The 23,539-nt window shown below is 74.3% G+C and carries 19 protein-coding genes and 1 pseudogene; 13 read left to right on the top strand and 7 right to left on the bottom strand.

What is annotated here, in order from left to right; translation table 11 throughout:
- Positions 1-37 precede the first annotated feature (37 nt).
- The 5 genes from ACIPXC_RS19275 to ACIPXC_RS19255 all read left to right on the top strand — a co-directional run bounded on the left by ACIPXC_RS19275 (position 38) and on the right by ACIPXC_RS19255 (position 11,755).
- Entirely contained in the window at positions 38-1,336 is a 1,299-nt protein-coding gene (locus ACIPXC_RS19275; RefSeq protein ID WP_401619385.1) for a condensation domain-containing protein, read from the top strand.
- A 386-nt stretch (positions 1,337-1,722) separates the two neighbouring features.
- Complete coding sequence (locus tag ACIPXC_RS19270) at positions 1,723-4,977, top strand: amino acid adenylation domain-containing protein (protein ID WP_401619382.1); 3,255 nt, start codon at positions 1,723-1,725, stop codon at positions 4,975-4,977.
- Positions 4,977-6,908 carry a non-ribosomal peptide synthetase gene (locus ACIPXC_RS19265; RefSeq protein WP_401619379.1) on the top strand — a complete coding sequence of 644 codons (1,932 nt, stop codon included), beginning with the start codon at positions 4,977-4,979 and terminating at the stop codon, positions 6,906-6,908. Before ACIPXC_RS19270 ends, ACIPXC_RS19265 begins: the two co-directional genes overlap by 1 nt.
- 1 nt (position 6,909) lies before the next feature.
- Complete coding sequence (locus ACIPXC_RS19260) at positions 6,910-8,769, top strand: non-ribosomal peptide synthetase (RefSeq protein WP_401619376.1); 1,860 nt, start codon at positions 6,910-6,912, stop codon at positions 8,767-8,769.
- Positions 8,759-11,755: a condensation domain-containing protein gene (locus ACIPXC_RS19255; protein ID WP_401619373.1), complete on the top strand. Its 2,997-nt coding sequence runs from the start codon at positions 8,759-8,761 to the stop codon at positions 11,753-11,755. Before ACIPXC_RS19260 ends, ACIPXC_RS19255 begins: the two co-directional genes overlap by 11 nt.
- Positions 11,756-11,805: 50 nt before the next feature.
- Here ACIPXC_RS19255 and ACIPXC_RS19250 read toward each other — a convergent pair whose 3' ends face one another.
- Complete coding sequence (locus tag ACIPXC_RS19250; RefSeq protein WP_401619369.1) at positions 11,806-12,048, bottom strand: DUF6332 family protein; 243 nt, start codon at positions 12,046-12,048, stop codon at positions 11,806-11,808.
- Positions 12,049-12,206: 158 nt separating this feature from the next.
- On the opposite strand from ACIPXC_RS19250, the pseudogene ACIPXC_RS19245 reads away from it, so the two are divergent.
- A pseudogene (locus ACIPXC_RS19245) lies at positions 12,207-12,668 on the top strand (FAD-dependent oxidoreductase); the annotation flags it as partial.
- On the opposite strand, the gene ACIPXC_RS19240 reads toward ACIPXC_RS19245, so the two are convergent.
- The gene (locus ACIPXC_RS19240) at positions 12,652-14,211 is read right to left on the bottom strand and encodes a serine/threonine-protein kinase (RefSeq protein WP_401619366.1); all 1,560 of its coding nucleotides are present in this window, start codon (positions 14,209-14,211) and stop codon (positions 12,652-12,654) included. The pseudogene ACIPXC_RS19245 and the gene ACIPXC_RS19240 overlap by 17 nt on opposite strands.
- A 215-nt stretch (positions 14,212-14,426) precedes the next feature.
- Between ACIPXC_RS19240 and ACIPXC_RS19235 the strand changes: the two genes are divergently transcribed.
- The 3 genes from ACIPXC_RS19235 to ACIPXC_RS19225 all read left to right on the top strand — a co-directional run bounded on the left by ACIPXC_RS19235 (position 14,427) and on the right by ACIPXC_RS19225 (position 18,238).
- On the top strand, positions 14,427-14,699 hold the full coding sequence (locus ACIPXC_RS19235; protein ID WP_401619526.1) for an FHA domain-containing protein: 273 nt from the start codon (positions 14,427-14,429) through the stop codon (positions 14,697-14,699).
- Positions 14,700-15,041: 342 nt separating this feature from the next.
- Entirely contained in the window at positions 15,042-16,214 is a 1,173-nt protein-coding gene (locus tag ACIPXC_RS19230; RefSeq protein WP_401619363.1) for a 4-hydroxybenzoate 3-monooxygenase, read from the top strand.
- A 77-nt stretch (positions 16,215-16,291) separates the two neighbouring features.
- On the top strand, positions 16,292-18,238 hold the full coding sequence (locus tag ACIPXC_RS19225) for a methyltransferase (RefSeq protein WP_401619360.1): 1,947 nt from the start codon (positions 16,292-16,294) through the stop codon (positions 18,236-18,238).
- Here the strand turns inward: ACIPXC_RS19225 and ACIPXC_RS19220 are convergent.
- Positions 18,222-19,238: an EamA family transporter gene (locus tag ACIPXC_RS19220; protein WP_401619356.1), complete on the bottom strand. Its 1,017-nt coding sequence runs from the start codon at positions 19,236-19,238 to the stop codon at positions 18,222-18,224. The genes ACIPXC_RS19225 and ACIPXC_RS19220 overlap by 17 nt on opposite strands.
- Positions 19,239-19,390: 152 nt before the next feature.
- Here ACIPXC_RS19220 and ACIPXC_RS19215 point away from each other — a divergent pair, with 152 nt between their 5' ends.
- Positions 19,391-19,867 (top strand): MarR family winged helix-turn-helix transcriptional regulator, encoded by a 477-nt coding sequence (locus tag ACIPXC_RS19215; protein WP_401619354.1) that lies wholly within the window; start codon positions 19,391-19,393, stop codon positions 19,865-19,867.
- A 79-nt stretch (positions 19,868-19,946) separates the two neighbouring features.
- Here the strand turns inward: ACIPXC_RS19215 and ACIPXC_RS19210 are convergent, their stop codons facing one another.
- Positions 19,947-20,354 (bottom strand): RidA family protein, encoded by a 408-nt coding sequence (locus tag ACIPXC_RS19210; protein ID WP_401619351.1) that lies wholly within the window; start codon positions 20,352-20,354, stop codon positions 19,947-19,949.
- A 97-nt stretch (positions 20,355-20,451) separates the two neighbouring features.
- Here ACIPXC_RS19210 and ACIPXC_RS19205 point away from each other — a divergent pair, with 97 nt between their 5' ends.
- The 3 genes from ACIPXC_RS19205 (at position 20,452) to ACIPXC_RS19195 (ending at position 21,650) form a co-directional block, all read left to right on the top strand.
- Positions 20,452-20,874 (top strand): winged helix-turn-helix transcriptional regulator, encoded by a 423-nt coding sequence (locus ACIPXC_RS19205; RefSeq protein WP_401619348.1) that lies wholly within the window; start codon positions 20,452-20,454, stop codon positions 20,872-20,874.
- A gap of 122 nt (positions 20,875-20,996) precedes the next feature.
- A complete protein-coding gene (locus ACIPXC_RS19200) occupies positions 20,997-21,197 on the top strand; it encodes a three-helix bundle dimerization domain-containing protein (RefSeq protein ID WP_401619346.1) in 201 nt (66 codons plus the stop codon).
- 54 nt (positions 21,198-21,251) lie between these two features.
- Positions 21,252-21,650, top strand: coding sequence for a hypothetical protein (locus ACIPXC_RS19195; RefSeq protein WP_401619343.1), 399 nt, complete (start codon positions 21,252-21,254; stop codon positions 21,648-21,650).
- Between the two features lie 17 nt (positions 21,651-21,667).
- Here the strand turns inward: ACIPXC_RS19195 and ACIPXC_RS19190 are convergent, their stop codons facing one another.
- The 3 genes from ACIPXC_RS19190 to ACIPXC_RS19180 all read right to left on the bottom strand — a co-directional run bounded on the left by ACIPXC_RS19190 (position 21,668) and on the right by ACIPXC_RS19180 (position 23,220).
- Positions 21,668-21,955 carry a hypothetical protein gene (locus ACIPXC_RS19190; RefSeq protein ID WP_401619341.1) on the bottom strand — a complete coding sequence of 96 codons (288 nt, stop codon included), beginning with the start codon at positions 21,953-21,955 and terminating at the stop codon, positions 21,668-21,670.
- A 534-nt stretch (positions 21,956-22,489) separates the two neighbouring features.
- The gene (locus ACIPXC_RS19185) at positions 22,490-22,735 is read right to left on the bottom strand and encodes a helix-turn-helix domain-containing protein (RefSeq protein WP_401619338.1); all 246 of its coding nucleotides are present in this window, start codon (positions 22,733-22,735) and stop codon (positions 22,490-22,492) included.
- Positions 22,735-23,220 (bottom strand): DUF2975 domain-containing protein, encoded by a 486-nt coding sequence (locus tag ACIPXC_RS19180; RefSeq protein WP_401619336.1) that lies wholly within the window; start codon positions 23,218-23,220, stop codon positions 22,735-22,737. Before ACIPXC_RS19180 ends, ACIPXC_RS19185 begins: the two co-directional genes overlap by 1 nt.
- Positions 23,221-23,539 lie beyond the last annotated feature (319 nt).

Below are 23,539 nucleotides of genomic sequence, written 5' to 3'. Positions count from 1 at the left end.
CGTTCCGCCCGACCGCGGACACGACGAAGAGGACGACGTGCTCAGCATCACCAGTCAGTACCTGGACCGCTACCGACGCCTGGCCGGCGACCGCTCCGACACCCTCCTGCCGGTCACCGGAGCACAGCGCCGCTTCGTGCTGGTACGGTCCCTCGACCCGTCGGGACGCCCCGACCTGGTACCGATGTTCTTCGCGTTCCCCCGCGGGAGCGTCGACCCCGAACGGCTGCGGGCCGCCGCCCGCGGACTGGCCGCCCGGCACACCGCCCTGCGCTCGCGCGTCGGCGTGGTGCGCGGCACACCCGTCCTGAGCGTCCCCGCCGATCCGGACGTCGGCGTGACCCGGCCGGACCTCCTGCCGGGGGAGTCACCCGCCGACGCGATCCGTCGCGCACTGGCCTCCTGGGACGCGCAGGGCCCCGCCATGCGGCTCCTCCTCGTGGGCGACGAGGAACGCGAGGAGGACATCCTCGCGGTCGTCCTCGACCACGCCGCCTGCGACGGCCGTTCGCTCGCGCGGATCGTCGACGAACTCGGCGCCGCCTACGGCGAGGACGACCCCGCAGCCCTGACCGCACCGGAGGAGACGCACGCCGAACTCGCCGCCTACCGCGACGCGGTCCTCGGCCAACTCGCCGCCGAGGAAGGAGCGGAGACGCCCGAGGCGGCCGCGTACTGGGCGGACCGGCTGTGTGCGCTCGACACCCACGCCCCGGCACCCCGCCCGGAACGCGTGCCCGGGGGAGCACGGCCCAGCGGCGCCGCGCAGGCCCGGCTGCCCGCGCACGGCGGCGGCGTGTCCTTCCCCCGACTGCTCGACGCGTGCCGCTCCGCGACCCGTGAGCTGTACGGCACCGACCGCGCGGTGCCGCTCGGCTACCCGTGGGGCGGCCGCCCCACGGGAGCGGAACCGGTCGTCGGCTGTTTCCTCAACACCCTCGTCTTCCCGGTCGACACGGGCCGCGGCACCGGCACCGGCCCGGAAGGGACGGCCGACGCCTGGTGGGACGACCTCGACCGGGCCGACGTACCGTTCGACGCGGTCGTGGCCGCCGTACGCTCCGCCGGCTCACGCTGGACCGGAGGCCTCGACGGCCTGCTCACCGTGGACGACGACACCCGCCGCCCGCCGCTGAAGCTGGCCGGAGTCGAAGGACGGGAGATCCACGTCGACGGCAGGCCGGTCCGCGCCCCCTTCGCCCTGTCCGTCACGCAGGGAGCGGAGATCCGTCTGCGGATGGTGTGGGACCGGGCGGTCCTCGACGACGGGACCGCACACCGGGCCTTCGACGCGCTCACCCACGCGCTGCGCCCCTCGGACCCCGCGGTGCGGTGAACCCGCAGCCCGGACGGCCGGTCCCCACCGAGGCCCCCCGCGCCGCAGCGGTATCACCGCCCCGCCCCGGGAACGACGCGCCCCCGCCCGCCCCCGCTCCCGCCAACCCGATCGGTCCGGCGCGTCGCAGGCACCCCGGCCACCGCCGACGCCCCACCGACCCGAGGCCACCGCGCCCCGGCGCTCACGCGCAGCCGCGCGAGAGGCACCGGCGCCCGGCGCACCCCGACGCCCCGGCGCATCCCCCCGGGCCCCAAGCCTCCCCCCCCACGGCAATCCCCCCACGCAGAAAACGGCACCGCGCGACCCGCGGGGCCGCCCGCACCACCGCCGGACACGACCGTGACCGGCACCGGAGACCGACCCGACAACCTCAGGGATCGCCCATGTTCGCCCTCTCCTCCTCGCAGGAGATCGTCTGGCTGCACGAGCAGATGCAGCCCGGCAGTCGCGCCTACAACTTCACCGCATCACTCGACCTGTGGGGCACGCTCGACACCGCGGCACTGCACCGGGGGCTCGCCGCCACCCTGGCGCGCCACCCCGGCCTGCGCCTCGAACTCGTAGCCTCCACCGGATCCGTACCGGCGCAGCAGGTCGCACCACAGTGCGCGCCGAGGCTGCACACCGTCGACCTCAGCACGGAGGAGGACCCGGAGGCCGCTTTCGCGCATCTGCTGCGCACCGAGGCCGAGACCCCGCTCGACACCTTCGAGGCACCGCTCATCCGCTGGACGCTCGTGCGGCTGGCCGAGCGCCACCACCGGCTCGTGCACGTCGAGCACCACCTGATCCACGACGGACACTCCTTCGCGATCCTGCTCGACGACGTCTTCCGCGTCTACCGTGCCCATGTCCTCGGCGAGACCCTGGAGCTCCCGCCCGCCCCGTCCTACGCGGACCACGTCCGGGAGCGGGCCGAAACCGCGTACGCCCCCGAGTCGCTCGACTTCTGGCGGGCCGAACTCCACGACCAGCAGCACGACCTGCCGCTCCCGGGCCTGACCCGCCCCGGTGCCCGCCGCAGGCACCATGGCGGACAGCTCCGCCAGACGATCGGTGCCGATCTCGCCGAACGCCTGCGCGGGCACGCCCGTACCCGCGGCCTCACCCCCTTCGCCACGCTCCTCGGGCTGTTCGCCGAGCTCCTGCGCCGGCACAGCGGCCGCTCCCGCATGGTCATCGGCACCGCCGTCGGCAACCGTCCCCGCGGATACGAGGACGCCGTGGGCATGTTCGTCAACACCATCCCGCTGCCGCTCGCCCTGGACGCCGCCGCCCCCGCCCAGGACACCATGGACGAGGTCACCGACACCCTCATCAGGGCCCTGCCGCACCAGGACGTCCCCGTCCAGGAGCTGACCCGGGCCCTGGGCATGCACACCTCCGGCGCCGACAACCCGCTCTTCTCGGTCATGTTCAGCGCCCACGACGCACCGCTGCCCGAGATCGACGTTCCCGGCCTCGACATCACCCTCTTCGAAGGCTTCAACACCGGCACCACCCGCTTCGACCTCGACGTGGTCCTGCTCCCGGACGACCGGCGCGGCGTCACCACCCGCCACGGCGCGCCCGGCATGACGCTGGTCTGGGACTACGACACGGACCTCTTCGGCGAGGACGTGGCCCGCCTCGTCGCCGGCCGCTTCCTCGACCTGCTGCGCGCCTATCTCGACAGCCCCGGGACCCCGCTCGCCGACCTCGCTCCGACCGCCGTCGAACCGCCCGCCGAGGCCCCGCCCGTCCCGGCCGACCGCGATCCGCTGGACCCGGTGGCCGCGCACCACCCGTCGCTGCCCGCCCTGCTGTGCGGCGCCCGCCGCCTCACCTACGGCGAGCTCGGCGAGCGCGTCGGCGCGCTCGCCGAGCGGCTGACGGCCGCAGGCGTCACGGCCGGCCGGCCGGTGGCCACCGTCCTGCCCCGGGGCACCGACTCGGTCGTCGCCCTGCTCGCGTGCCTGCGGACCGGCGCCGTCCACTGCCCGCTGTCCCCGTCCGACCCGCCGGCCCGGCTCGGCCTGCTGCTGGAGCGGCTCGCCCCGGCGCTGGTCCTGACCGGCGACGGCACCCCGGACCTGCCGGAAGGACTGCCGGCCGTCCGGATCGACGCCCCGGTGCTGCCGCCCGCGCGTGACGGCGCCGTACTGCCCGCCGCCGCGTACGTCATCCACACCTCCGGCTCCACGGGGACGCCCAAGCCGGTCGCCGTCGGCCCCGCCGCCCTGGTGCACCACATGACGGCGACCGCCGACCGGTTCGGCCTCACCTCCTCCGACCGGGTGCTGATGTTCGCCCAGCCGTCCTTCGACGTGGCGCTGGAGGAGGTGCTGCCGACCCTGCACGCCGGTGCCTGCCTGGTCCTGCCCGAGCACGAGGTGCCCACGGGCGCGGAACTCGCCGAACTGCTCGCAGCGGCCCGGGTGACCGTCGCCAACCTGCCCACCAGCTACTTCCTCGCCACCCGCGAGGACCTGCGCCCGGCCCTGCGCGACGAGAGCTGGGTGCCCAGGCTCCTGGTCCTGGGCGGCGAGCGCCTTCCCGCCGAGGCACTGAGCGGCGTCCTCGCCGACACCGACGCCACCGTGCTCAACGTGTACGGCGTCACGGAGGCGGCCATCAGCTCGACCGTCCACGAGATCTCCCGCGACGCACTCGCCACCGGCGCCGAGATCCCCCTGGGCACCGAGCTCCCGGGCGAGCGGGTCCACGTACTGGACGCCCACCACCGCCCGCTGCCGACCGGGGCGGTCGGAGAACTCGCCGTCGCAGGACCCGGCCTCGCCGAGGGCTATCCCGGCAACGCGGAGGCGACCGCCGCCCGCTTCGTCACCGTCGACGCGCTCGACGGGCAGCGCGTCTACCTCACCGGAGACCTCGGCTACCGCGGTCTCGACGGGCTGCTGTACTTCCTCGGGCGGCGCGACAACCAGATCAAGCTCCGCGGTCACCGCATCGAGCTGGAGGAGATCGAGGCGGCGGCGTCCGCGGCGCTCGGCGGCCGCTCCTGCGCGGTCGTCCTGGACCGGGAGGGCGCGGGCGGGCCCCGGCTCGTCGGCTTCCTCGAATGCGCCGAGGACGGAGCCGACGGCCCGGCCTTCGACGAGAAGGCACTCCATGCCGAGCTGAGCCGCCGCCTGCCGGGCCCCCTCGTGCCCGCCCGATGGGCACCCCTGGACAGCATGCCGACCCTCGCCGGCGGAAAGCCGGACCGGGTGGCACTGTCCCGCCGAGCGGCGGCGCTGGACCCCGAGGACACCGCGGCGCCCGGGTCCGGGTCCGAGGCCGGGTCCGGGTCCGGGTCCGAAGCCGGGTGCGCGGCGGCGTCCCGCGCTGACGCCGACGCCGACGCCGACGCCGGCACCGGCGCCGAGCCCGGGCCGACGGCCACCGGGCCCGTCGATCCGATGACGGCCCTGGTCACCGAAGGCTGGCGCAAGGTCCTCGGCCACAGCCGGTTCGACGCCCGCTCCCACTTCTTCCACAGCGGGGGCCACTCCTTGCTGGCCGCCGAGCTGGCCGCCTGGCTGGAGCCCCGGCTGGGCACGCGCCCACCGCTGAAGGTGCTCTTCCGCAACCCGGTGCTCGCCGACCAGGCCGCCGCCCTCGCCCTCGCCGCCGCCTCGCCCTCCACGGAGTCGTGATGATCCAGTCCCCGACCGCAGTGCTCCTTCCCACCGTGCCCACCGCCGCCACCGCTGCCGCTGCCGCTGCCGCGCCGAGCATCGCGCACGGCCCCTCCGCCGAACCGACCCGTGTGCTCGCCCGCTTCGAGGACTGGGCCCGGCGCTCCCCGCAGGCCCCGGCGGTGATCGACTCCACCCGGACCTGGACGTACCAGGACCTCGACGCGGCGGCCGTGCGGGTCGCGGCGGCCCTCGGCGACCGCGTCCGGCCCGGCGACCTCGTCGGAGTCTGCCTCGACCGGTCCGCCGCCCTGGTGGTGGCCGCCGTCGCCCTCGCCCGGATCGGCGCCGTCTACCTGCCGCTCGGCCCCCGCCCCGGCGAACGCCGCACCCAGGCCGTCACCGAGGACCTCGACGTGGCCTGCCTCATCGGCGACCCCGACGTCCTGCCCGGGGCACACCGCGGCGGGGAGCAGGTCCCGCTGCCGCTGCCCACCGAAGGCGTCAACGCCCCCGCCACCGCGGTCGCGGCCTTCACCGACACCGTCTGCGGCAACCGTCGCGCGCCCAGGGGCTCCCTGTACGCCGTGCTCACCTCCGGTTCCACCGGCCGCCCCAAGGCGGTGGCCGTGGCCGAGCCCTCGCTCTCCGTCGCCCTGGACTGGTACCGGGCAGAGACGGGTCTCGCACCCGGCGACCGCCAGTCGCTGCTCATCGGCGTCGCGTTCGACCCGCACCTGCTGGAACTGTGGGCCGCGCTGACCTCGGGCGCCGCCCTCGTCCCCGCGCCGGACGACACCCGCTGGGACAGCAGCGTCCTCACCGACTGGTGGCGTGAGGCCGCCCTCACGCACGCCGTGGCGGCCACGCCCACCGTAGAGCCGCTCCTGGACCGGCCGTGGCCGCAGGGCCTGAAGCTGCGTCACCTCGTCGTCGGCGGCGACCGTATGCGCCGCCGGCCCGGCGCCGACGTCACCGCCACCGTCCACAACGCCTACGGCCCCGCCGAAGCCACCGTCCTCACCACCGCCCACACCATGCGCGGCACCGACCCGGAGGCCGGCGACCGGACGCCGCCCCCCATCGGCACCGCCCTGCCGGGCGTCACCCTCGTCGTCACGGACGAGGAGGGCCGCCCCGTCGCACGCGGCGAGGAAGGCGAACTGCGCGTCGGCGGCCACTGCCTGGCCCTCGGCTACCTCGACCCGGAACTCACCGCCCGCCGCTTCACCGCGCCCCCGCAGGAAGCGGAACTGCCCGCGGTCGACCGCCTGTACCGCACCGGCGACCGGGTACGCATGAACGCCGACGACAGCCTCGACTTCCTCGGCCGCCGCGACGACCAGGTGAAGATCAGCGGAGTGCGAATCGAACCGGTCGAGGTGGAAGCCGCCTTCGAGCAGGACCCCCGCGTGCGCACCGCCGTCGTCACCGTGCTGCGCGACAGCTCCGGCCACGGCCGCCTGGTCGCCCACGTACGGGCCGCCGACGGCGCCGACCCGGCGCCCGGGGAACTCCTCGACGCGGTCCGCGCCTGGCTCCCCGAGCAGGCCGTCCCCGCCGGAGTCCGGATCGTCGACGGCTTCCCGCTCGACGCCAACGGCAAGGTGGACCGGCCGGCCCTGGCGGCCCTGGCCCGGTCCGAGGCTCCGCAGACGCACCGGACCGGCACCGCGGGCGCCCCGGCGGACGCCGACGCCGACGCCACGGCCACCGAGCGGCTCGTGCTGACGACCGTGCGGGACCTCCTCGGCCGGCCCGGCGCCGGACTGGCCGACAACTTCACCGACGCCGGGGGAACTTCCATCATCGCCGCACGCCTGCTGGCCGCCGTCGAAGCGGAGACCGGCGTACGCCTGCGCGCCCCCGAGCTGCTGCGCAGCCCGGACCTGCGCACCTTCGCCGCCCTCGTCGAACAACGACGGACCCCGCGCCCGGAAGGAGCCTGACATGACCGCGTCCCACATGACCGCGCCCGGCACGCCCCCCGGTACCCCGCAGCCCGCCGCCCCGGCGCCCGGCAGGGCCACCACCCTGCCCGCGCTCGTCGCCCGGCAGGCCGAGCTCACTCCCGACGCCCTCGCCGTCGTCGACGGCGACACGACCCTCACCTACGGCCGGCTCATCCGGGCCGGCCACGCCCTCGCCGCCCGCCTGCGCGAACACGAGGTGGTCCGCGGCGACCGGGTGGCGCTGCTGACGACGCGCTCGTACCGGACGGTCGTGGCGCAGCTCGGGCTGTGGCTGGCCGGAGCCGTGTGCGTGCCCCTCGATCCGGCCCAACCCCGGCCGCGCACCGAGGCGATGATCGCCGATGCGGAGGTGACGCTCACCCTCGGCGATGCGAAGCTGCTGGACGCGGCCACCCTCCCCGGCCCCGTGCTCCCCCTGCCCGAGGAGCCGCTCACGAGCGGCCACCCCGTCGACGAGTCCGACCCGGACAGCCCGGCGTTCATCATGTTCACCTCCGGCTCCACGGGCCGCCCCAAGGGCGTCCTCGTGCCGCACGGCGCCATCGCCGAGCTGGTCACCGCGCCCGACTACGTCACCCTCACGGGCCGCGACCGCGTCCTGTTCCACTCACCCATGACCTTCGACGCCTCGACGTTCGAGGTCTGGGTCGCCCTCGCGGCCGGTGCGGCGGTCGTCGTCTGCACCGAGCAGCGGCCCTCCCTGGAGGACCTCGCCCGGCACGTCGAACGGCACGGCGTGACGGTGGCGTTCTTCACCACCGCCCTCTTCCACCAGCTCGCCGCGCGCCGCTCCCGCGTCTTCGCCCAGCTCCGCTCGGTCGTCGTCGGCGGCGAGGCGATGGCCGCCGCACAGGCCCGCGAGGTGCTCACCGCCTTCCCCTGGCTGGAGCTCGTCAACGGCTACGGACCGACCGAGACGACCACCTTCGCGACCGCCCACCGGGTCACGGTGCAGGACTGCGAAGGGCCGGTACCGATCGGCAGGCCCATCGCCGGGGCCACGGCGCACGTCCTCGACCCCGCCGGCCGTCCGGTGGCCGAAGGGGACCGGGGCGAGCTGTGGGTCGGCGGCAGCAGGCTCGCCCACGGCTACACGGGCCTGCCCGAACTCACCGCCGAACGGTTCGTCGAGCATGCGGCCGTCGGCGGGCGGCTCTACCGCACCGGCGATATCGTCTCCCTCCGCCCCGACGGCATCCTGCACTTCCACGGCCGCAACGACGACCAGGTGAAGGTACGGGGCTTCCGCATCGAACCCGCCGAGGTCGAACACGCCCTCCGTGAGCAGCCGGACGTGGACGACGCCGCCGTCACCGTCGACGGCGCCGGGACCCCCGAGGCACGCCTCGTCGCGTTCGTCGTCGCCGCGCCCGGCCCGGTGCCCACCGGAGCGGCGCTGCGCGAGCGGCTGACCGCGGTCCTGCCCGCCCACCTGGTGCCCGACGCGGTCACCCTGCTGGAACGGCTGCCCCTCACCCCGGCCGGCAAGGTCGACCGGCGTGCCCTGACCGGACGCGTACGCACCGCCGAGAGCGGGCCCGCCGACGAGCCGGCCGCGATGACTCCGCTGGAACAGGCCGTGGCCGAGGTGTGGAGCCGGGCACTGGGCACCGAGGTGACCCGCGCCGACTCCGAGTTCCTCCTCCTCGGCGGCCATTCCCTGCTCGCCCTCGTCGTCACCGAGGACCTGCGCGAGGAGCTCGGCGTGGAGATCGCCCTCGCCGACTTCTTCGCCGCCCCGACCGTCGCCGCTCAGGCCGCGCTGGTCGAACGCGCCCTCCTGGACGCCCACCGAGACCTCCACCCCGAGACACCGGAGCACAGCGATGCCCACTGACGCCGACCCCGCGGCCCACGACGACCGCCGGCAACTCCAGCGGGAACTGCTGCGCCGGGCCCGCGCCGGAACGGCCCGGCGCACGGCGGCCGGACCCGCCGGCGCCCCGGCCGCCGCCACCGCCCCCGGGGCGGGCGGCCTCCCCAAGGCGGGCGGCGAGCCGCACGCGGGCGGCGGGCCGGAGGCCGGAAGGGTCCCGCTGTCCCGCGCCCAGCGCCGCATGTGGCTGATGGAACGGCTCGGCGGCGCGGGGGACTCGTACCACGTACCGTTCGCCACCCGGCTGCGCGGCCCGTTCGACGTGGCCGCCCTCGCCACCGCCCTCACTTCCCTGGTGGCCCGGCACTCCATCCTCCGCACCCGCTACGCGGAGCACGAGGGCGAGCCCTACCAGGAGGTGCTCCCCACGCCGCGGACGGTCCCCGTGCACGTCGTCGACACCGACCCGGCCCAGGCACCCGCGCTGCTGCGGCGCGAGAGCGCCCGGCCGTTCGACCTCGCGGCCGCGGACGCCGTACGGGCCCTCGTCCTGCGGCACGGGCCGGAGGACCACACCCTGCTGCTGACGTTCCACCACATCGCCATGGACGGGGCGTCGCTGGAGACCGTGGCCGGCGAACTGGCCGTCCTCTACGCGTCCGCCACCGGCGCGGCGGCCCCGCCCGCGCTCACCGAGGCCCCGCAGTACGCCGACCACGCGCGCCGCGAGCACGACGGCCTGCCGGGCTTCGAGACGGAACTGAAGCACTGGAGCGACCTGCTGGCCGACGCCGCCCCACCGCGCCTGCCCCGGCGGGCGGGAGACACGCCGCAGACGGCCGTGCGTCCCGCGGCCGTGCACACCGTGCCGCTCGCACCGGCCGTCCCCGACGCCCTGCGGACACTCGGCGCACAGCGGCGGGCCACGCTCTTCGCGGTGACCCTCACCGCGGCCTTCGCCGCACTGCACCGCCTCACCGGCGACGAGGACCTCGTCATCGGAGTGGCCGGCACCCACCGCAGCGGAACAGCCATGCGCGCCCTGGTCGGCCTGTGCGTCAACACCCTGCCGGTACGCGTGGACGTCTCCGGCGCCCCGACCTTCGCGGAACTGCTGCGACGCGTGAACGAGGCACTCCTGGAGGCCCAGCGCCACCGGCACGTCCCCTTCGACCTGGTCCTCGAACGCCTCGGCGCCGGAGCGCGCGGCGCCGACGGCACCGCGCTCGTCCGCGTCACCTGCGACGTCCTCGGCGAGCCGACGGTGCTCCGGCTCCCCGGTACCTCGGCCGAGTACGTCGACGTCCCCACCGACGGCGCGAAGTTCACCGTGTCGTACGGTCTGGCACTGGACGATGCCGAGCAGCCCCGGGCACTGGTCCAGTACGACGCGCACACGCTGGACGACTCCGTCGCGGAGGCGGCCGTACGGGACTACGCGGCGCTGCTCCACGCGGTGGCGGCCGACCCGGAACGGGCCCTGGCCGAGCTGCCCCTGCCCGGCCCGGACCTCGCCGCCGCCGGGGACGGCCCGGCCCCGGAGGACGGCAGCCACCCGGCTGCTCGGGCCCTGCGCGCCCACCCGGAGGTCGTCGACGCCGAGGTGGTCCGGCCCGTGCGGGGACCGGCCGTCGCCTACGCCGTACTGCGTGACGGCATCGGCCCGTCCGGCCACGAACTGCTGGGCCTGCTGCGCCGGTCGCTCGCGCCCGAGGCCGTACCCGCCGCCGTCACGCTGCTCGACGCACTGCCGCGTACGGCCGCCGGGCCGCTCGATCCCGCGCGACTGCCCGGCTCGTCCGCGCCGTCCGGCCCGAGCGCTCCCGCCGACCCGCGGGCCGCAGCGGTCACGGAGGCCTTCACCACCGTGCTCGGTCTGCCGCCGGCACCGGACGACGACTTCTTCGCCCTCGGCGGCCACTCCCTCAAAGCCGTTCAGCTCGCCGAACGGCTGCGCACGGACCTCGCACTGCCGCTCACCGGACTCGACGTGCTCCAGGCCCGCACACCGCGGGCCCTGACCGCCCTCCTCGGCGAACGGGCGGCACGCCGGAGCGCCGCGAAGGCCGCGAGCCGGCCGGCCCCCCGCTCCCGGGACGTCCGCCCGGGTACGGTACTGGTCACCGGGGCGACCGGCGGCGTCGGCGCCTTCGTCGTGCGGGAACTCGCCGCACGGGGACGTCCCGTGCTGGCACTGGCCCGGCCCGAGTCCGCCCATCTGATCGCCACCGAGGGCGTCGACGTCATCGAGGGCGACCTCGGCGACCCGGACGGGCTCCGGGACGCCGTCGCACAGGCGGACGCGGTCGTCCACGCCGCCTGCACCTTCACCCGGCACGACGTCGACCTTGCGGCGATGCGGGCCATGGTCGACGCCTGGCGGCGCGGACCGTTCGTCTTCGTCAGCAGCGTCGACGCCTACGGGCACCCCGGTACGGACCGGGTCGCCGAGGAGTCGGCGCCGCACGAGCCGGTCAGCCCCTACGGGAAGGCCAAGCTCGACTGCGAGGCGATGGTGCTGCACGCCGCGGGCACCGGGGGACGCGGAGGCGCGAGCGCCGTGCGGTCACCGATCGTCTGGGGTGCGCACGACCGGCTGCGCGAACAGCTGCGCTGGGGCGCCATCGGCACGCTCTACCAGGCCGCCCGCCAGGGCCGGCCGATCGAACTGCCCCGTCCCGGAACCGGCGGACACGCCTGGTACGGAGCCGCCTGGGTGCACGCGGCGGCCCTGGCCCGCGCGGTGGCCGAGTGCCTGGACCGGCCCGTTCACGGCGTCGCCAACGCGTGCAGCGGCCACGTGTCCTGGCGCGACCTCGCCCAGGAGCTCACCGAACTCCTGGGCACCGAAGCCGACATCCGCGAGACGGGTACGGTCCCCCGGGACCTGGACCACCGCTGGCACTACGACAGCAGCCGCCTGGCCCGTCCCCTGCGGCCCCGCCCGGGCGAGGACCGGCGGACCGTACTGGCGGAGATGACCGCCGCCATGGACCCCACCGGCTGACCGCCGTCGCGCCGTAGTGCCGTCCGTCGTGCGAAGGGTTCGGGCACCCCTCAGCGGGGGTGCCCGAACCGCCACAGGACATGGACCACGCGCAGTACCGCGAGGACACCGGCGACCACCGCCCCCGCCGTCCGGAGGACCTCCTCGACCACAGCGGGGAGGGACCAGACCAGCGTCGGCCCGGCGATCGCGGCGAACATGACGGCGCCGAGGAAACATGCGCTGAGCAGCGCGTATCCGATCTCGACCGTGATCGCGTCCCGTTCGGCCCGGCCCTGTTGTGTCGTCGTCATGGTTGAAGAATCGCACCCGGCCGGGCCGGGGGACAACGCGATTGCCGTGCCCGGCCGGCGTGTCGGCGCGGGTCCGGACGGGCGGCGGCCGGCCGTCGGGGTGGTGTCGCATCCGTGTCGGGGCGACGGGCGGAACACAGTGGACGGGCGGTACACGCCGCCTGGAGACTTCCGCCCGGGTGTTCCACCTGGTCTGGCGCAGAATGCTGCGGGGAACCGGCTGCCTGCCGGCCGAGGGCATCGGGGCGGTCCCGCGCGCCCTCGCGGCCGGCCCGCCCGAGGGCGCCGTACGGCTGGAGACCCCGGCGACGGGGGGCTCACGGACGACGGCGTGCTGACGGCAGCGGGAAAGGAGATCCCCGCGCGCCGTCGTGGTCGCCACCGGACCGGGGCCCGTCTCGATGCTGCTGCCCGAACTCGCCCTGCCCGCCATGGCGCCGCCGCAGCCGCTGACCCGTACCTCGCGGGTGTCGTTGGGCCGGTACGTGTGCGGCGATCACCGTGCCACCGGTTCCGTCCAGGGCGCGCTGGCCTCCGGCGCGCGGGCGGCCCGTGAGGTCCTGCGCGATCTGCCCGGGCTGCGGGCCCCGGGGGGAGCGGGGGTCAGCCGGTACAGGTGATCGAGAAGGGGACGGGGTGGGAGACGGCGCGGGTCGGGCTCTGGAGTTCCACGGCCATCCCGGTGGTCAGGGTGCCCGTCTTCGCGTAGGTCGTCAGCCGGATGGTGTCGCGGCCGGTGGGGTTGGCCCTGTCCCCGATCGACAGGGTGCGCCATCGGGGGTCCACCACCGAGCCGTCGCCGGACACCCACCGGTAGGAGATCAGCGTCGGCTCGGCGGCGGTGAAGGTCGCCGTGAACGCCGGGGCCCGGCCCTCGGGGACGGGGCAGCCGCCGGTGTAGGTCGTGTTCGTCCCCGCCACCGACACCCGTACGCCAGAACCACCCGTACCGTCCGAGCCGTCCGCGTCGTCGTCGCCGTGACCGGCGAAGGCGTAGGCGAGCCCACCGGCGATCAGCAGGCAGGCGGCCGCGCCCACCGCGACGAACGCCGCCGCCCGGTGCCCCCGCGGCGGGGCGGAGGCCGCCCGGCGCCCGGCGGGCCGTCCGGCCGAGGGCGCCGCCGCAGGGGTGGCCGTGGCGGTGGCCGCGGGGGTGGCCGCGCCCTCGGGGCGGCGGGCCACGGCCGGGCCGGTCTCCTCCGTGGCCGTCAGGGTGCGCGAGGCCGTGGTGGTGCCGTCCGCGCCGCCCGCGATGGTCCCCAGGGCTGCTGCGACGTCGGCGGCCGGGGTCCGTTCCGCCGGTTCCTTGCGGAGCAGCCCGGCGATCACCGGGGTGAGCGGGCCGGCGCGGGTCGGTGTCGGTGGTTCCTGTTCCACCACGGCTCGCAGGGTGCTCAGCGCGGTGTCGTGCCGGAACGGGGAGGTCCCCTCCACGGCCGCGTACAGCAGCACGCCGAGGGACCACAGGTCCGACTCGGGACCCGAGGAGCGGCCCAGCGCCCGTTCCGGCGGCAGGTACTCGGGGGAGCCGACCACCTCGCCGGTCATGGTCAGGGCGGTGCTGCCCTCCACCATCGCGATCCCGAAGTCGCTCAGCACCACCCGTCCGTCGTCGGAGAGCAGTACGTTCGCCGGCTTGACGTCCCGGTGTTCCACCCCGGCGGCGTGCGCGGCACGCAGCGCGCCCAGCACCTCCGCGCCGATGCGTGCGGCCTGCCGCGGGGGGAGGGGTCCCCCGGCTCGCAGCAGGTCGGCCAGCGACTGACCGCGGATCAGTTCCATCACGATCCAGGGTCGGTCGTCCGCCACGACCACGTCGTGGACCGTGATCACGCTCCGGTCGTGTATCCGGGCCGCCGCCCACGCCTCCCGCTCCAGCCTGCCGTACATCCGCGTGACGTCGGCGGACCCCAGACCGGCCGGGGCCCGTACCTCCTTGACGGCGACCTCCCGGTGCAGGGTTTCGTCGTGAGCCCGCCACACGGTGCCCATACCACCCTCGCCCAGCCGCGACAGGAGCCGGTAGCGGCCCGCGATCAGCACGTCCGCGCCGGCCGTGCCGCCCGCCGTCCCCGCGGTTGCCGCGGCGGTACCCGCGCCGGTCATCGCGGGGGCGGCCGCGAAGGCGGTCTCCGCCAGGGTCTCGGATTCTTCGTTGTGCATGGGGGCGGTCTCCCTCGTATCGCCGGCCGACGCGAACATCACGTACGGTCCCCGGGGCCGGTTCAGGGGGACTCGAAGTTCCTCGAAAATGATTGAACCGAATACGTTCTCGATCGCGTGTCGGCGGCGTACGAGCAATCAGCGTCATCGTCTTCACGGGGTGTGAAGCGCCTTCGGTCATCGTTGGGCGCACGGGTCCGTTCGCCGGGCAGAGCGTGGTCCTGGGCGGCGAGCCCCTCAGCTTCGGGCGCAAGAGCGACAACGGCATCGTGATCGTCAGCCCCAGTGCCTCCCGGCTGCATGCCGAGATCCTCTCGGAGGGCGCCGGTTTCGGACTCCACGACCGGGACAGCCGCAACGGCACCTACGTCAACGAACAGCGCGTCACCCGGCACGTCCTGCGCCCGAACGACTGCATCCGGATCGGTGATGAGACCTTTCCTCCACTCCATGGGCGCGACCGTACCGACCTCCGGAAGAGGCCATGAAACGCCGATGGGCGCAACGGGCAGGCGACTTGCGGTACGCGGTGTCCACGGCTCGGTGGCCGTCCGTCCCGCGGTCCGTGTGTCCACGTAGGCCGAACGAGCGGGCACGCGGTGGGGCGTGAGGGGAGAGCGCGTGTGCCCCCGTACGCCCGGAGCGCACCACTGGAGGAGTGTCGGCACCAGGCTCCGGCCCTGTCGTCGGCGGGCAGCGGGGATCACGCAGATTGTCACTCTATTCCCGCCTTCGGATGGCTCAGGTGTGTTCATTGATCTTCGCGTGCTTATGCTTCACCCGCTATGACGGAAAGTCACGACTCTCACACGTTACGTGAATCATCCGACGTGGTCGTCCTCGGTGCGGGGCCCGCCGGACTTGTCCTCGGAGTCCTGTTGCACACCGCCGGAATCGACTGCGTCGTCCTGGAACGCGCCTCCCGCACCCAGGTGCAGACCCGGGCCCGAGCCGGATTCCTCGCCCCGAACACCGCGCGGATCCTGGAGCGTCACGGCCTCGCCGACGGCCTGCGCAGCAGGGGCATCCGCCACGGCACATGCGAATTCCGCACGGACGACGGCCGGTTCCGCCTCGACTACGGTGCTCTCGGCGACGGGGGGCACCACCACGTCTACCCGCAGCAGAACCTGGTCACGGACCTCCTGGCCCACTACCTCGAGATCGGCGGACGCATCCGCTTCCACACCGAGGCGGTCGTCGTGCAGGACGCGGACGGCGCGCAGCCGTACGTCACGGCGCGCGAGCCCGACGGCCGGCCCGCCCGGTGGACCGCCCGCTACGTCGCCGGCTGTGACGGCAGACACGGGGCGGCCCGCCGCTCCCTGCCACCGGGCGCCGTCCGGCACCACCACCACGACCACGGCGTGACCTGGCTCGGGCTGCTCGCCGAAGCCCCACCGAGCCTCGACGCCGTCGGATACGCCGTCCACGCCCGGGGCTTCGCCGGACACATGGCCCGCACACAGGACGTCACCCGCTACTACCTGCAGTGGCAGCGCGGCACACCCGCCGACTCCTGGCCCGAGCAGCGGATCTGGGACGAACTCGACGTCCGCATGCGCGCCGAGGACCACGGGCCGCTGCGCCGGGGCGGACTCCTGGAACGCGCCGCCTTCGACCTGACCTGCGATGTCGTTGAACCATTGCGCCACGGCTCGCTCTTCCTGGCGGGAGACGCGGCGAGCCTGCTCGCCCCGGCCGCCGCGAAGGGCACCAACCTCGCCGTGCTGGAGGCCGAGATCCTGGCGCAAGCCCTGACCGGCGCCCTGCGCCGGGGCGACACCTCGGGAATCGACACGTACTCGGAGCGGTGCCTGGCGCACATCTGGCGTGCGCAGGAGTTCACCGGCTGGATGACCCGGCTGCTGCACGCGACGTCCGACCACGACCACGGTGCCGGATCGTTCTTCCTCGCCGGGCTGCAGCGTTCGCGGCTCAACTCGCTGCGCACCTCCCGCATCCACCAGGACTGGTTCGCCGAGAACTACGTCGGCGTGTGACCCGTGCGCAGTACCCCCTTCCGCTCCCTGCCCTGCCCTGCCCCCCTGCCCCGTACCGGCCCTAGGACGACCCCACGATGACGACGACCTTCCCCGCCAAAACGTTGCTTCCGGACGACACCGCCAGCCTGCGCGCGGCTGCCCGGTTCGTCCGGGAGCGCGACAGCGCCGCCCTGCTCCCCCTCCTCCTGCCCGGCCTCGCCGGCCCGGACCTGCAGGCGCTGGCCGGGCACTGCCGGTTCGCCCACGTGGGGTTGCTGCTCTTCCCGCCGGACGCGGACAGCCTCCGGGCCCAACTCGCCTGCTGCGGACTGGCCGTGGACACCCCTTCCCACCCCAGCGTGGTGGTCCGCGAGCGCCTCGCCCGGCGCCATGGGCGCGACCCCGAGGAGCTCGACGTCCAGATCCTGCGCCCTCAGGTGCACGGCCGTCACGGGCAGCGGCGCGCGGTCGAGGTGTTCGCCCTGACCGTGCCGCCGCACTCGGGCCTGGAACCGATCGCCGCCCACGAACGCACCCACCGGCACGAGGCGCACCTCGCCTTCGAGATCGAGGACCCGGAGCCGCTGGCCCTGCGCGGCCTGTGCGCGATCCTCGTCCGTCACGGCGCGAGGCCCGACGGCGGCGGCTACAACCCCCACGAGGACGGCACGGTCCTCTACTTCACCCTGCCCGCCGACGCGGCCTGCGACTACGGGCGGCTGGAACTCTACGCACGCGGCGACCACCAGGACACCCTCGCAGCCCATCTCGACCACCCGGGGCGCGCCGCCCACGCCGCCCACGCCGCCCACGCCGCCCACGCCGCCCACGCCGCCCACGCCGCCCACGCCGCCCACGCCGCCCACGCCGCCCACGCCGACGACCCGTACCACCGCACCCGCCGCGACGGGCGACAGCCGGCCGAAACGCTCCTCCACCTCCTCACCGGCGCCTGGACGACGCAGGCACTCGCCGCCTCCGCCCGGCTGGGCCTGCCCGACGCCATGGACACCCATACCGCGTACCGGACCGAGGACCTCGCCCGGCTGACCGGCACCGACCGCGCAAGCCTGGCCACACTCCTGCGCTACCTCGCCATGCTCGGCGCCGTCATCCGGGAGCTGGACCCGGAGCCCGTGCGGGAACCGGCCCGGGCGCGGGGCCAGGAGCGGGGCCAGGAGTCGGACCGTACGCAGGAACGATTCCGCCTGACGGAGCTCGGTGCTCTGCTGCGCGCGGACACGCCCGGTTCGATGCGGTCGCTGGCCCTGATGTACGGCGGCCCCTTCTACCGCTCCTTCGGTGGCCTCGACCATGCCGTGCGCACCGGGCAGCCGGCCTTCGACCACCTCTTCGGCGAGAGCCACTTCGACCACTTCGCCCGCGATCCCGAACTCGGCCCGCTCTTCGACCAGTCCATGGCCGCGAGTTCACGGATGTTCCACCCGCTCCCCGGGCATCCGGTCGTCACCGCCGCCGCCCGGGCGCACGCCCCGGCGACCGTCGTCGACGTCGCCGGGGGGAACGGAGAGCTCCTCGGCCGGATCCTCGCCGCACACCCACGCCTGCGCGGCATCCTGCTCGAACGCCCGCACGCCGTCGCGGCCGCCCGTCGCCGGCTCGACGCCGCGGGCTGCGGCGCGCGCTGCGACTACCGGGCCGGCGACTTCGCCGACGTGCCGTCCGGCGGCGACGTCTACGTCCTCTCGCGCGTCCTGCACGACTGGGACGACGACCGCTGCCGCGAGATCCTTCGCCACTGCGCCCGCGCGATGCCCGCCCATGCGGATCTGCTCGTCGTGGAACGCCTCCTGCCGACCGACGGCTCCCCCTCACTGGCCACCGCCTGGGACCTGCACATGCTGTGCAACGTCGGTGGCCGCGAACGCCGCGCCGACCACTACGCACGCCTGCTCGCCGACGCAGGCCTCGAACTCGTCGGCCACAGCCCCCTGCCGCTGGACGCGCATGTGCTGCACGCCCGCAGGACGGCCGCGGCCGTCGAGGCCGCCGTACCGGATCCGGTCATCCGGCTGAGCTGAGGCGGGCCGGCCCGCCGACGGAACACCCCCCGGGTGAATCCGACGGCGGGCCGGCCGGGTCCCGCGGATCGTCCGGTGCGTCCGGTGCGTCCGGGGCCTCCGGCCGCCCGTCGAGGGGCGTCGTACCGGCCGGACCCCGACGGCCCGGGCGGGACGTGCGCGACGGGCGTCCCAGGGCGACCCCGGCCAGTACGAGCACCAGCCCGCCCAGTTGCCTGCCCGTCAGTACCTCGCCGGCGACCACCGTCCCGAGCAGCACGCCCGTGACCGGATTCAGCAGCCCGATCAGACCCACCGTCCCGGCGGGCAGGCGGCGGAGCCCGGCGAACCAGGCCGTGAAGGCCAGTGCGGTGGCGACCAGGCCGACGTAGCAGTACGCCAGGAACGCCGACGGGGGCACCGGCGGCGGAGCGCCCTCCACCGCCACGGCGACCGGCAGCAGGAGCAGGCCGCCCGCGGTGAGCTGCCAGGCGGTCGAGGCGAGTACGCCGTCACCCGGGCCGCCCGCCACGCCGGTGGTGTTCCACCGTTTGGCCAGGATGTGACCGAAGGCCGACACCAGCACCGCCCCGGCCGACGCCAGGACGCCCGGCACGCTGATCTCGTCCGTGCCGCCCAGCAGCATGAGACACACCCCGCCCAGCCCGATCAGCGCGCCCACCAGGCGGGCGAGGCCGGGCCGTTCGGCCACCAGGAGCCGGGCTGCCAGCATCATCACCAGGGGGGAGACGGCCATGACGGTCGAGGCCACGCTCGTCGGCAGGAGCTGGGAGGCGGCGAAGACGAGTACGAAGAACACGCTGACGTTGAGCAGCCCGAGTACGGCGGACCGTCCCCACCACGCTCCGTGCGGCCGTCGGCGGCACAGCGCCAGCAGGGCCAGGCCGGCCGGGAGGGCCCGTAGAGCGGCCCCGTACAGCGGGTGGTCCGCCGGCAGGAACTCGTGGGTGACGAAGTAGTTGGCGCCCCAGGCCACCGGCGCCACCGCGGTCAGCGCCACCCAGCGCCACCCAGCGCATATTACCTTCCATGGAAGGTAATATAGCTTCCATGGAAGATAGTGTGTCCTCCAAAGATCGCGGTCCGGCCCCGGACCGGTCGGATCCGCCGTACCCGGTCGATCGGCCGTACCGGGTCGATCGACCGGATCGGGTGGCGCGGATCCAGGCCGACTGGCGACGGGAAAGGCCCGACCTCGACGTCGGCCCGCAGGGTGTCATCGGCCGCCTGCACCGCCTCGCCGACCGGCTCGGCGCGGAACTGCGCCTCGTCTACGACCGCTACGGACTCGGTGAGGGGGAGTTCGACGTCCTGTGCGCACTGCGCCGCGCGGGCGAGCCCTTCGAACGCGCGCCGGGCGAGCTCGCCGCGCACACCATGGTCACCACCGGAGCGATGACGAAGCGGATCGACCGGCTGGAACGCTCCGGACTCGTCACCCGCCGCCGCTCCGGCGACGACCAGCGCGGCCGGATCGTGGCCCTCACCCCGGCCGGACGCGACCTCATCGACCGGGCCTTCGCCGATCACATGGCCAACGAACACCGACTCCTACGCCTCGTGACCCCGGAGGAGACGGTCGCCCTCGAAAAGCTGCTCGCCGACTGGCTCCACCGCCTGGAGGACTGACCGGGGCCGTACCGCCGGCCGGTCCGCCCGGTTGCGCGCGCCTCCCGGTCGGTCGCGCGCCGCCCGGGTGCCCCGGATGTCAGTCGATGACCGCGGTGGCCTCGACCTCCACCAGGTGCTCGGGCACATCCAGCGCCGCCACACCGAGCAACGTGGCCGGCGGGACCGGGGTGACCCCCAGCCTGGCGGCCGCCCGGTCGATCCCTTCCAGAAGCTGGGGCATCTTGTCGGGGGTCCAGTCGACGACGTGAACGGTCAGTTTCGCCACGTCGTCGAAGGACCCGCGGGCCCCGGCCAGGGCGAGGCCGACGTTCAAGTAGCACTGTTCCACCTGCGCGGCGAGGTCGCCCTCGCCGACCGTGGCGCCCTCGGCGTCCCAGGACACCTGTCCGGCGATGAACACGAGCTTCGACCCGGTCGCCACCGACACCTGCCGGTAGACGTCGATCTCGGGCAGTCCGGTGGGGTTGATCAGGGTGACGGCCATGGCCTGTGACTCCTTGGGTCTCTTGTGGTTACTCAGGAACCGTAGGAGAGTGAGCGCTGACATGGAAGAACGCACTTTTCAGTGACTGGGGAACCATATGGTTACCAAGCAGTTCACCGGCTCGCCGGAGGACGCGGATCTGCGGCGCGCCGACTCCCTGGCGCGGGAGATCTTCTCGGACGTCGCCAACAAATGGGCGCTCCTGATCATCGAGGCCCTGGGGGAGCGGGTCCTGCGGTTCAGCGAGCTGCGCGACGAGGTCGAGGGCATCAGCCACAAGATGCTCACGCAGAACCTGCGCATGCTGGAGCGCAACGGCCTGATCGAGCGGATGGTGTACCCGGTGGTGCCGCCACGGGTGGAGTACGCCCTCACCGAGCCGGGTCAGGCCCTGCGGGTGACGATCGACGCGCTGTGCGACTGGACCCACCGCCACCTCGGCCACATCGAAGCCGCCCGCCGCCGCACGGACACGGCGGCCGCGGCCGACTCGCCGGACTCGCCGGACACGGGGCGGTGAGCGGTCACGCAGGGGACGGGTGCGGGGCCCCGGGACGGCTCCGGAGGGGGAAGATCGACTTCCCGGTTGAACGGCCCGCCGCGAAAATGGGAGAGGGATGAGCGACCGGGAGGCTGAGGCGCGTGACGGCGGATTCAGACGACGCACTTACCATCCGCGCTGTCGCCGAGCGGCTGATGAAGTCGCACCCGCAGGTGGACGCCGGCCTGGTGCAGAGCTCGGTGCAGACCGCGTACGAGGAACTCAGGTACGCCCGCGTACGCGCCTACCTGCCCGTGCTGATGGAACGCAGGGCGCAGGACCTCCTGCCCTCGGACGAGTAGCCGAAGAGGCCGAGCAGCCGGTACGGACGGGGCCCGCGTGACACAATCGGTGCCGTGACCACACCGCACGCACCGACGAAGCCATGGTGCCGGGACGACGGCGGGTCCTACCTGTCGCTCTGCTCCAAGGACTCGATCCTGTCCATCGGGTCCGTCGGATCGGTCCTCTCGATCGGATCGGTCGGCTCGGTCCTGTCCGTCGGATCGGTCGGCTCCGCCCTCTCAGCCGCGTCCATCGGCTCCAGTCTCTCGCTGCTCTCCGCAGGGTCCTGGCTCAGCCTGGGCTCGCTGTTGTCCGCGCGGTCCTGCTGGTCGGTGCTGTCCTGGCGCTCACGCGACGGCTTCATGACGGCGGGATGCGTCGCCGTGGCCACCGCCACTGCCGCAGTGGCCCTGCATACCGCGCACCGGCGGACCCGCGGGGGCGGCGGCGTCGGCAGGGCGGTCGGCTGAGGCAGTGGCGGCCCCGCTCACTTCGCCCTGAGCAACTGGTCGACCCGCGGCACCGAGAGCCCGGTCAGTTCCGCGACCTCCTTCAGGGTGCGGCCCTGCCTCAACTCGCCCATGGCGGCGCTGCGTATGAGCTTGGCCTCCTTGGCGCCGGTGAGCATTTCATCGGTGACCAGCCGGGCGCCGCGCTCACGGGTGAGAGGAGAGTCGATCTCGGCGAGGCGCGCACGGACCGCCTGCATGTACTGGTCCGTCAGGGTACGCAGATCGGCGTACGCCTGTTCGTCGTTCGTGCCGGTGTCGGTCATGCGCGTCAGCGTACTTCGGAGCGGGGCGGTTTCTAGCGCCTCTTTCACGCAGCCGACATCAAGGGCCGATTCCCTTTGTTCTGGCGGAAACTGATGGTGCGTCGTCGGTCGGTGGCGGCTCGACCGGTGGCGGCTCGGCGGGGGAGCCGTGGGCGGCGGCCTCCGCGCCGGCTCCGCGGCCGCCCCGGTGCCGTCGGCTCCGCGGTCACCCGGGATGCGCCACCGCGTCCTTCTGCAGCTCGACCGCCGCCAGGAGGCTCAGCTGCGGCTCCGCCCGGTGCAGCGCCTTCATCGCGGCGACCGAACCGGCGTCCGCGGGGACGCCACGACCGTGTCCGGGTCGCGGATGGGCAGTACGAAGGTGTGCGTGGTGTCCGTTCCCGGCAATCCAGTCATGCGGATCGTCGTGCTGGCCGTGTTCGGCCCACGGGGGGACTTGAGGAGGCGGCAGGCGCGACCGCAGGCTGACCGTTGGCGTTGGCGTTGGCGTTGGCGTTGGCGTCGGCGTCGGCGCCCGCTCCGGCGCCGGTGTGCTCAGCCCTCCGCGAGGTCGACCGCCTCGGCGCCCTCGACGTCCGCGGCCTCCCAGCGCAGCAGGTCGCCCGGCTGGCATTCGAGGACCTCGCAGAGTGCCGCGAGTGTCGCGAAGCGCACCGCCTTGGCGCGGCCGTTCTTCAGCACCGCCAGATTGGCGGGCGTGATCCCCACCCGGTCCGCGAGCTCGCCCACGGACATCTTTCGCCTGGCCAGCATCACGTCGATGTCGACGGCGATGGGCATCAGATCACCTCGTCCAGCTCGGCCCTCATCTGCGCCGCTTCGCCGTCGCGTGTGACGGCTTGGGCGAGCAGCATCCGCAGCACGAGCACGATGAGCGCGACCCCCAGGATGGCGACGCCGATCCCTCCCATGATCACAGTAACGCCCGGGTCCTCGCGCTGGCCCGGCGCATTGACGGCCGTGACCGCGAACCACAGCAGGGCGGCCGCCACGATCGAGCCGATCACGCCGTCCACGTACCGGAAGGCGGCGTGGGAGAACACGGTTCCGCGCCGCACCATCGCCGTCAGCCGCCCTACGCACACCAGCGCCACCTGGGCGGACATCATGCCCAGGATCACGATCACCCGCATCGGGGTCAGCGGGAGCGACCCCTCCACCTCACGCGTGACCAACGCCCACACCATCGCCGCCTGCACGCACACGGTGCCGAGGAACACCACCGCGAGGACGACGCGCAGAGCGAGCACCGCCAGCTTTCCCATGACCTGTCCTCCCATCGAGTTGCGATGGAAATCTATCGAATATCGATAGGTGAGGCAAGGTCTGACCGCCCGGCCCCGCCCGGCGCCTGATGCGCCGTGCCCGACCGGGCCGGACCAGGGCGGACCGCGCCGGACCGGGCAGACGTCCAGAAGTCCCAGCTCTGATTCCGTACGCCGTTGCAGCTCCAGCCGGCCCGTCGGGACCGGGCGCTACCGGCTTGTCCTGCTCCGGCCGCGGGCCCTGGGCTGCGGGCCACCCAGTTCGCCCGGAAGCCTCCTGCCCCGGGGGCCGCTGTAGAAGGTGGACGACTCGGGCTGG

Source organism: Streptomyces sp. NPDC090021, from assembly GCF_044748225.1.
Lineage (GTDB): Bacteria > Actinomycetota > Actinomycetes > Streptomycetales > Streptomycetaceae > Streptomyces.
This window is presented reverse-complemented; position numbering and strand designations above follow the sequence as displayed.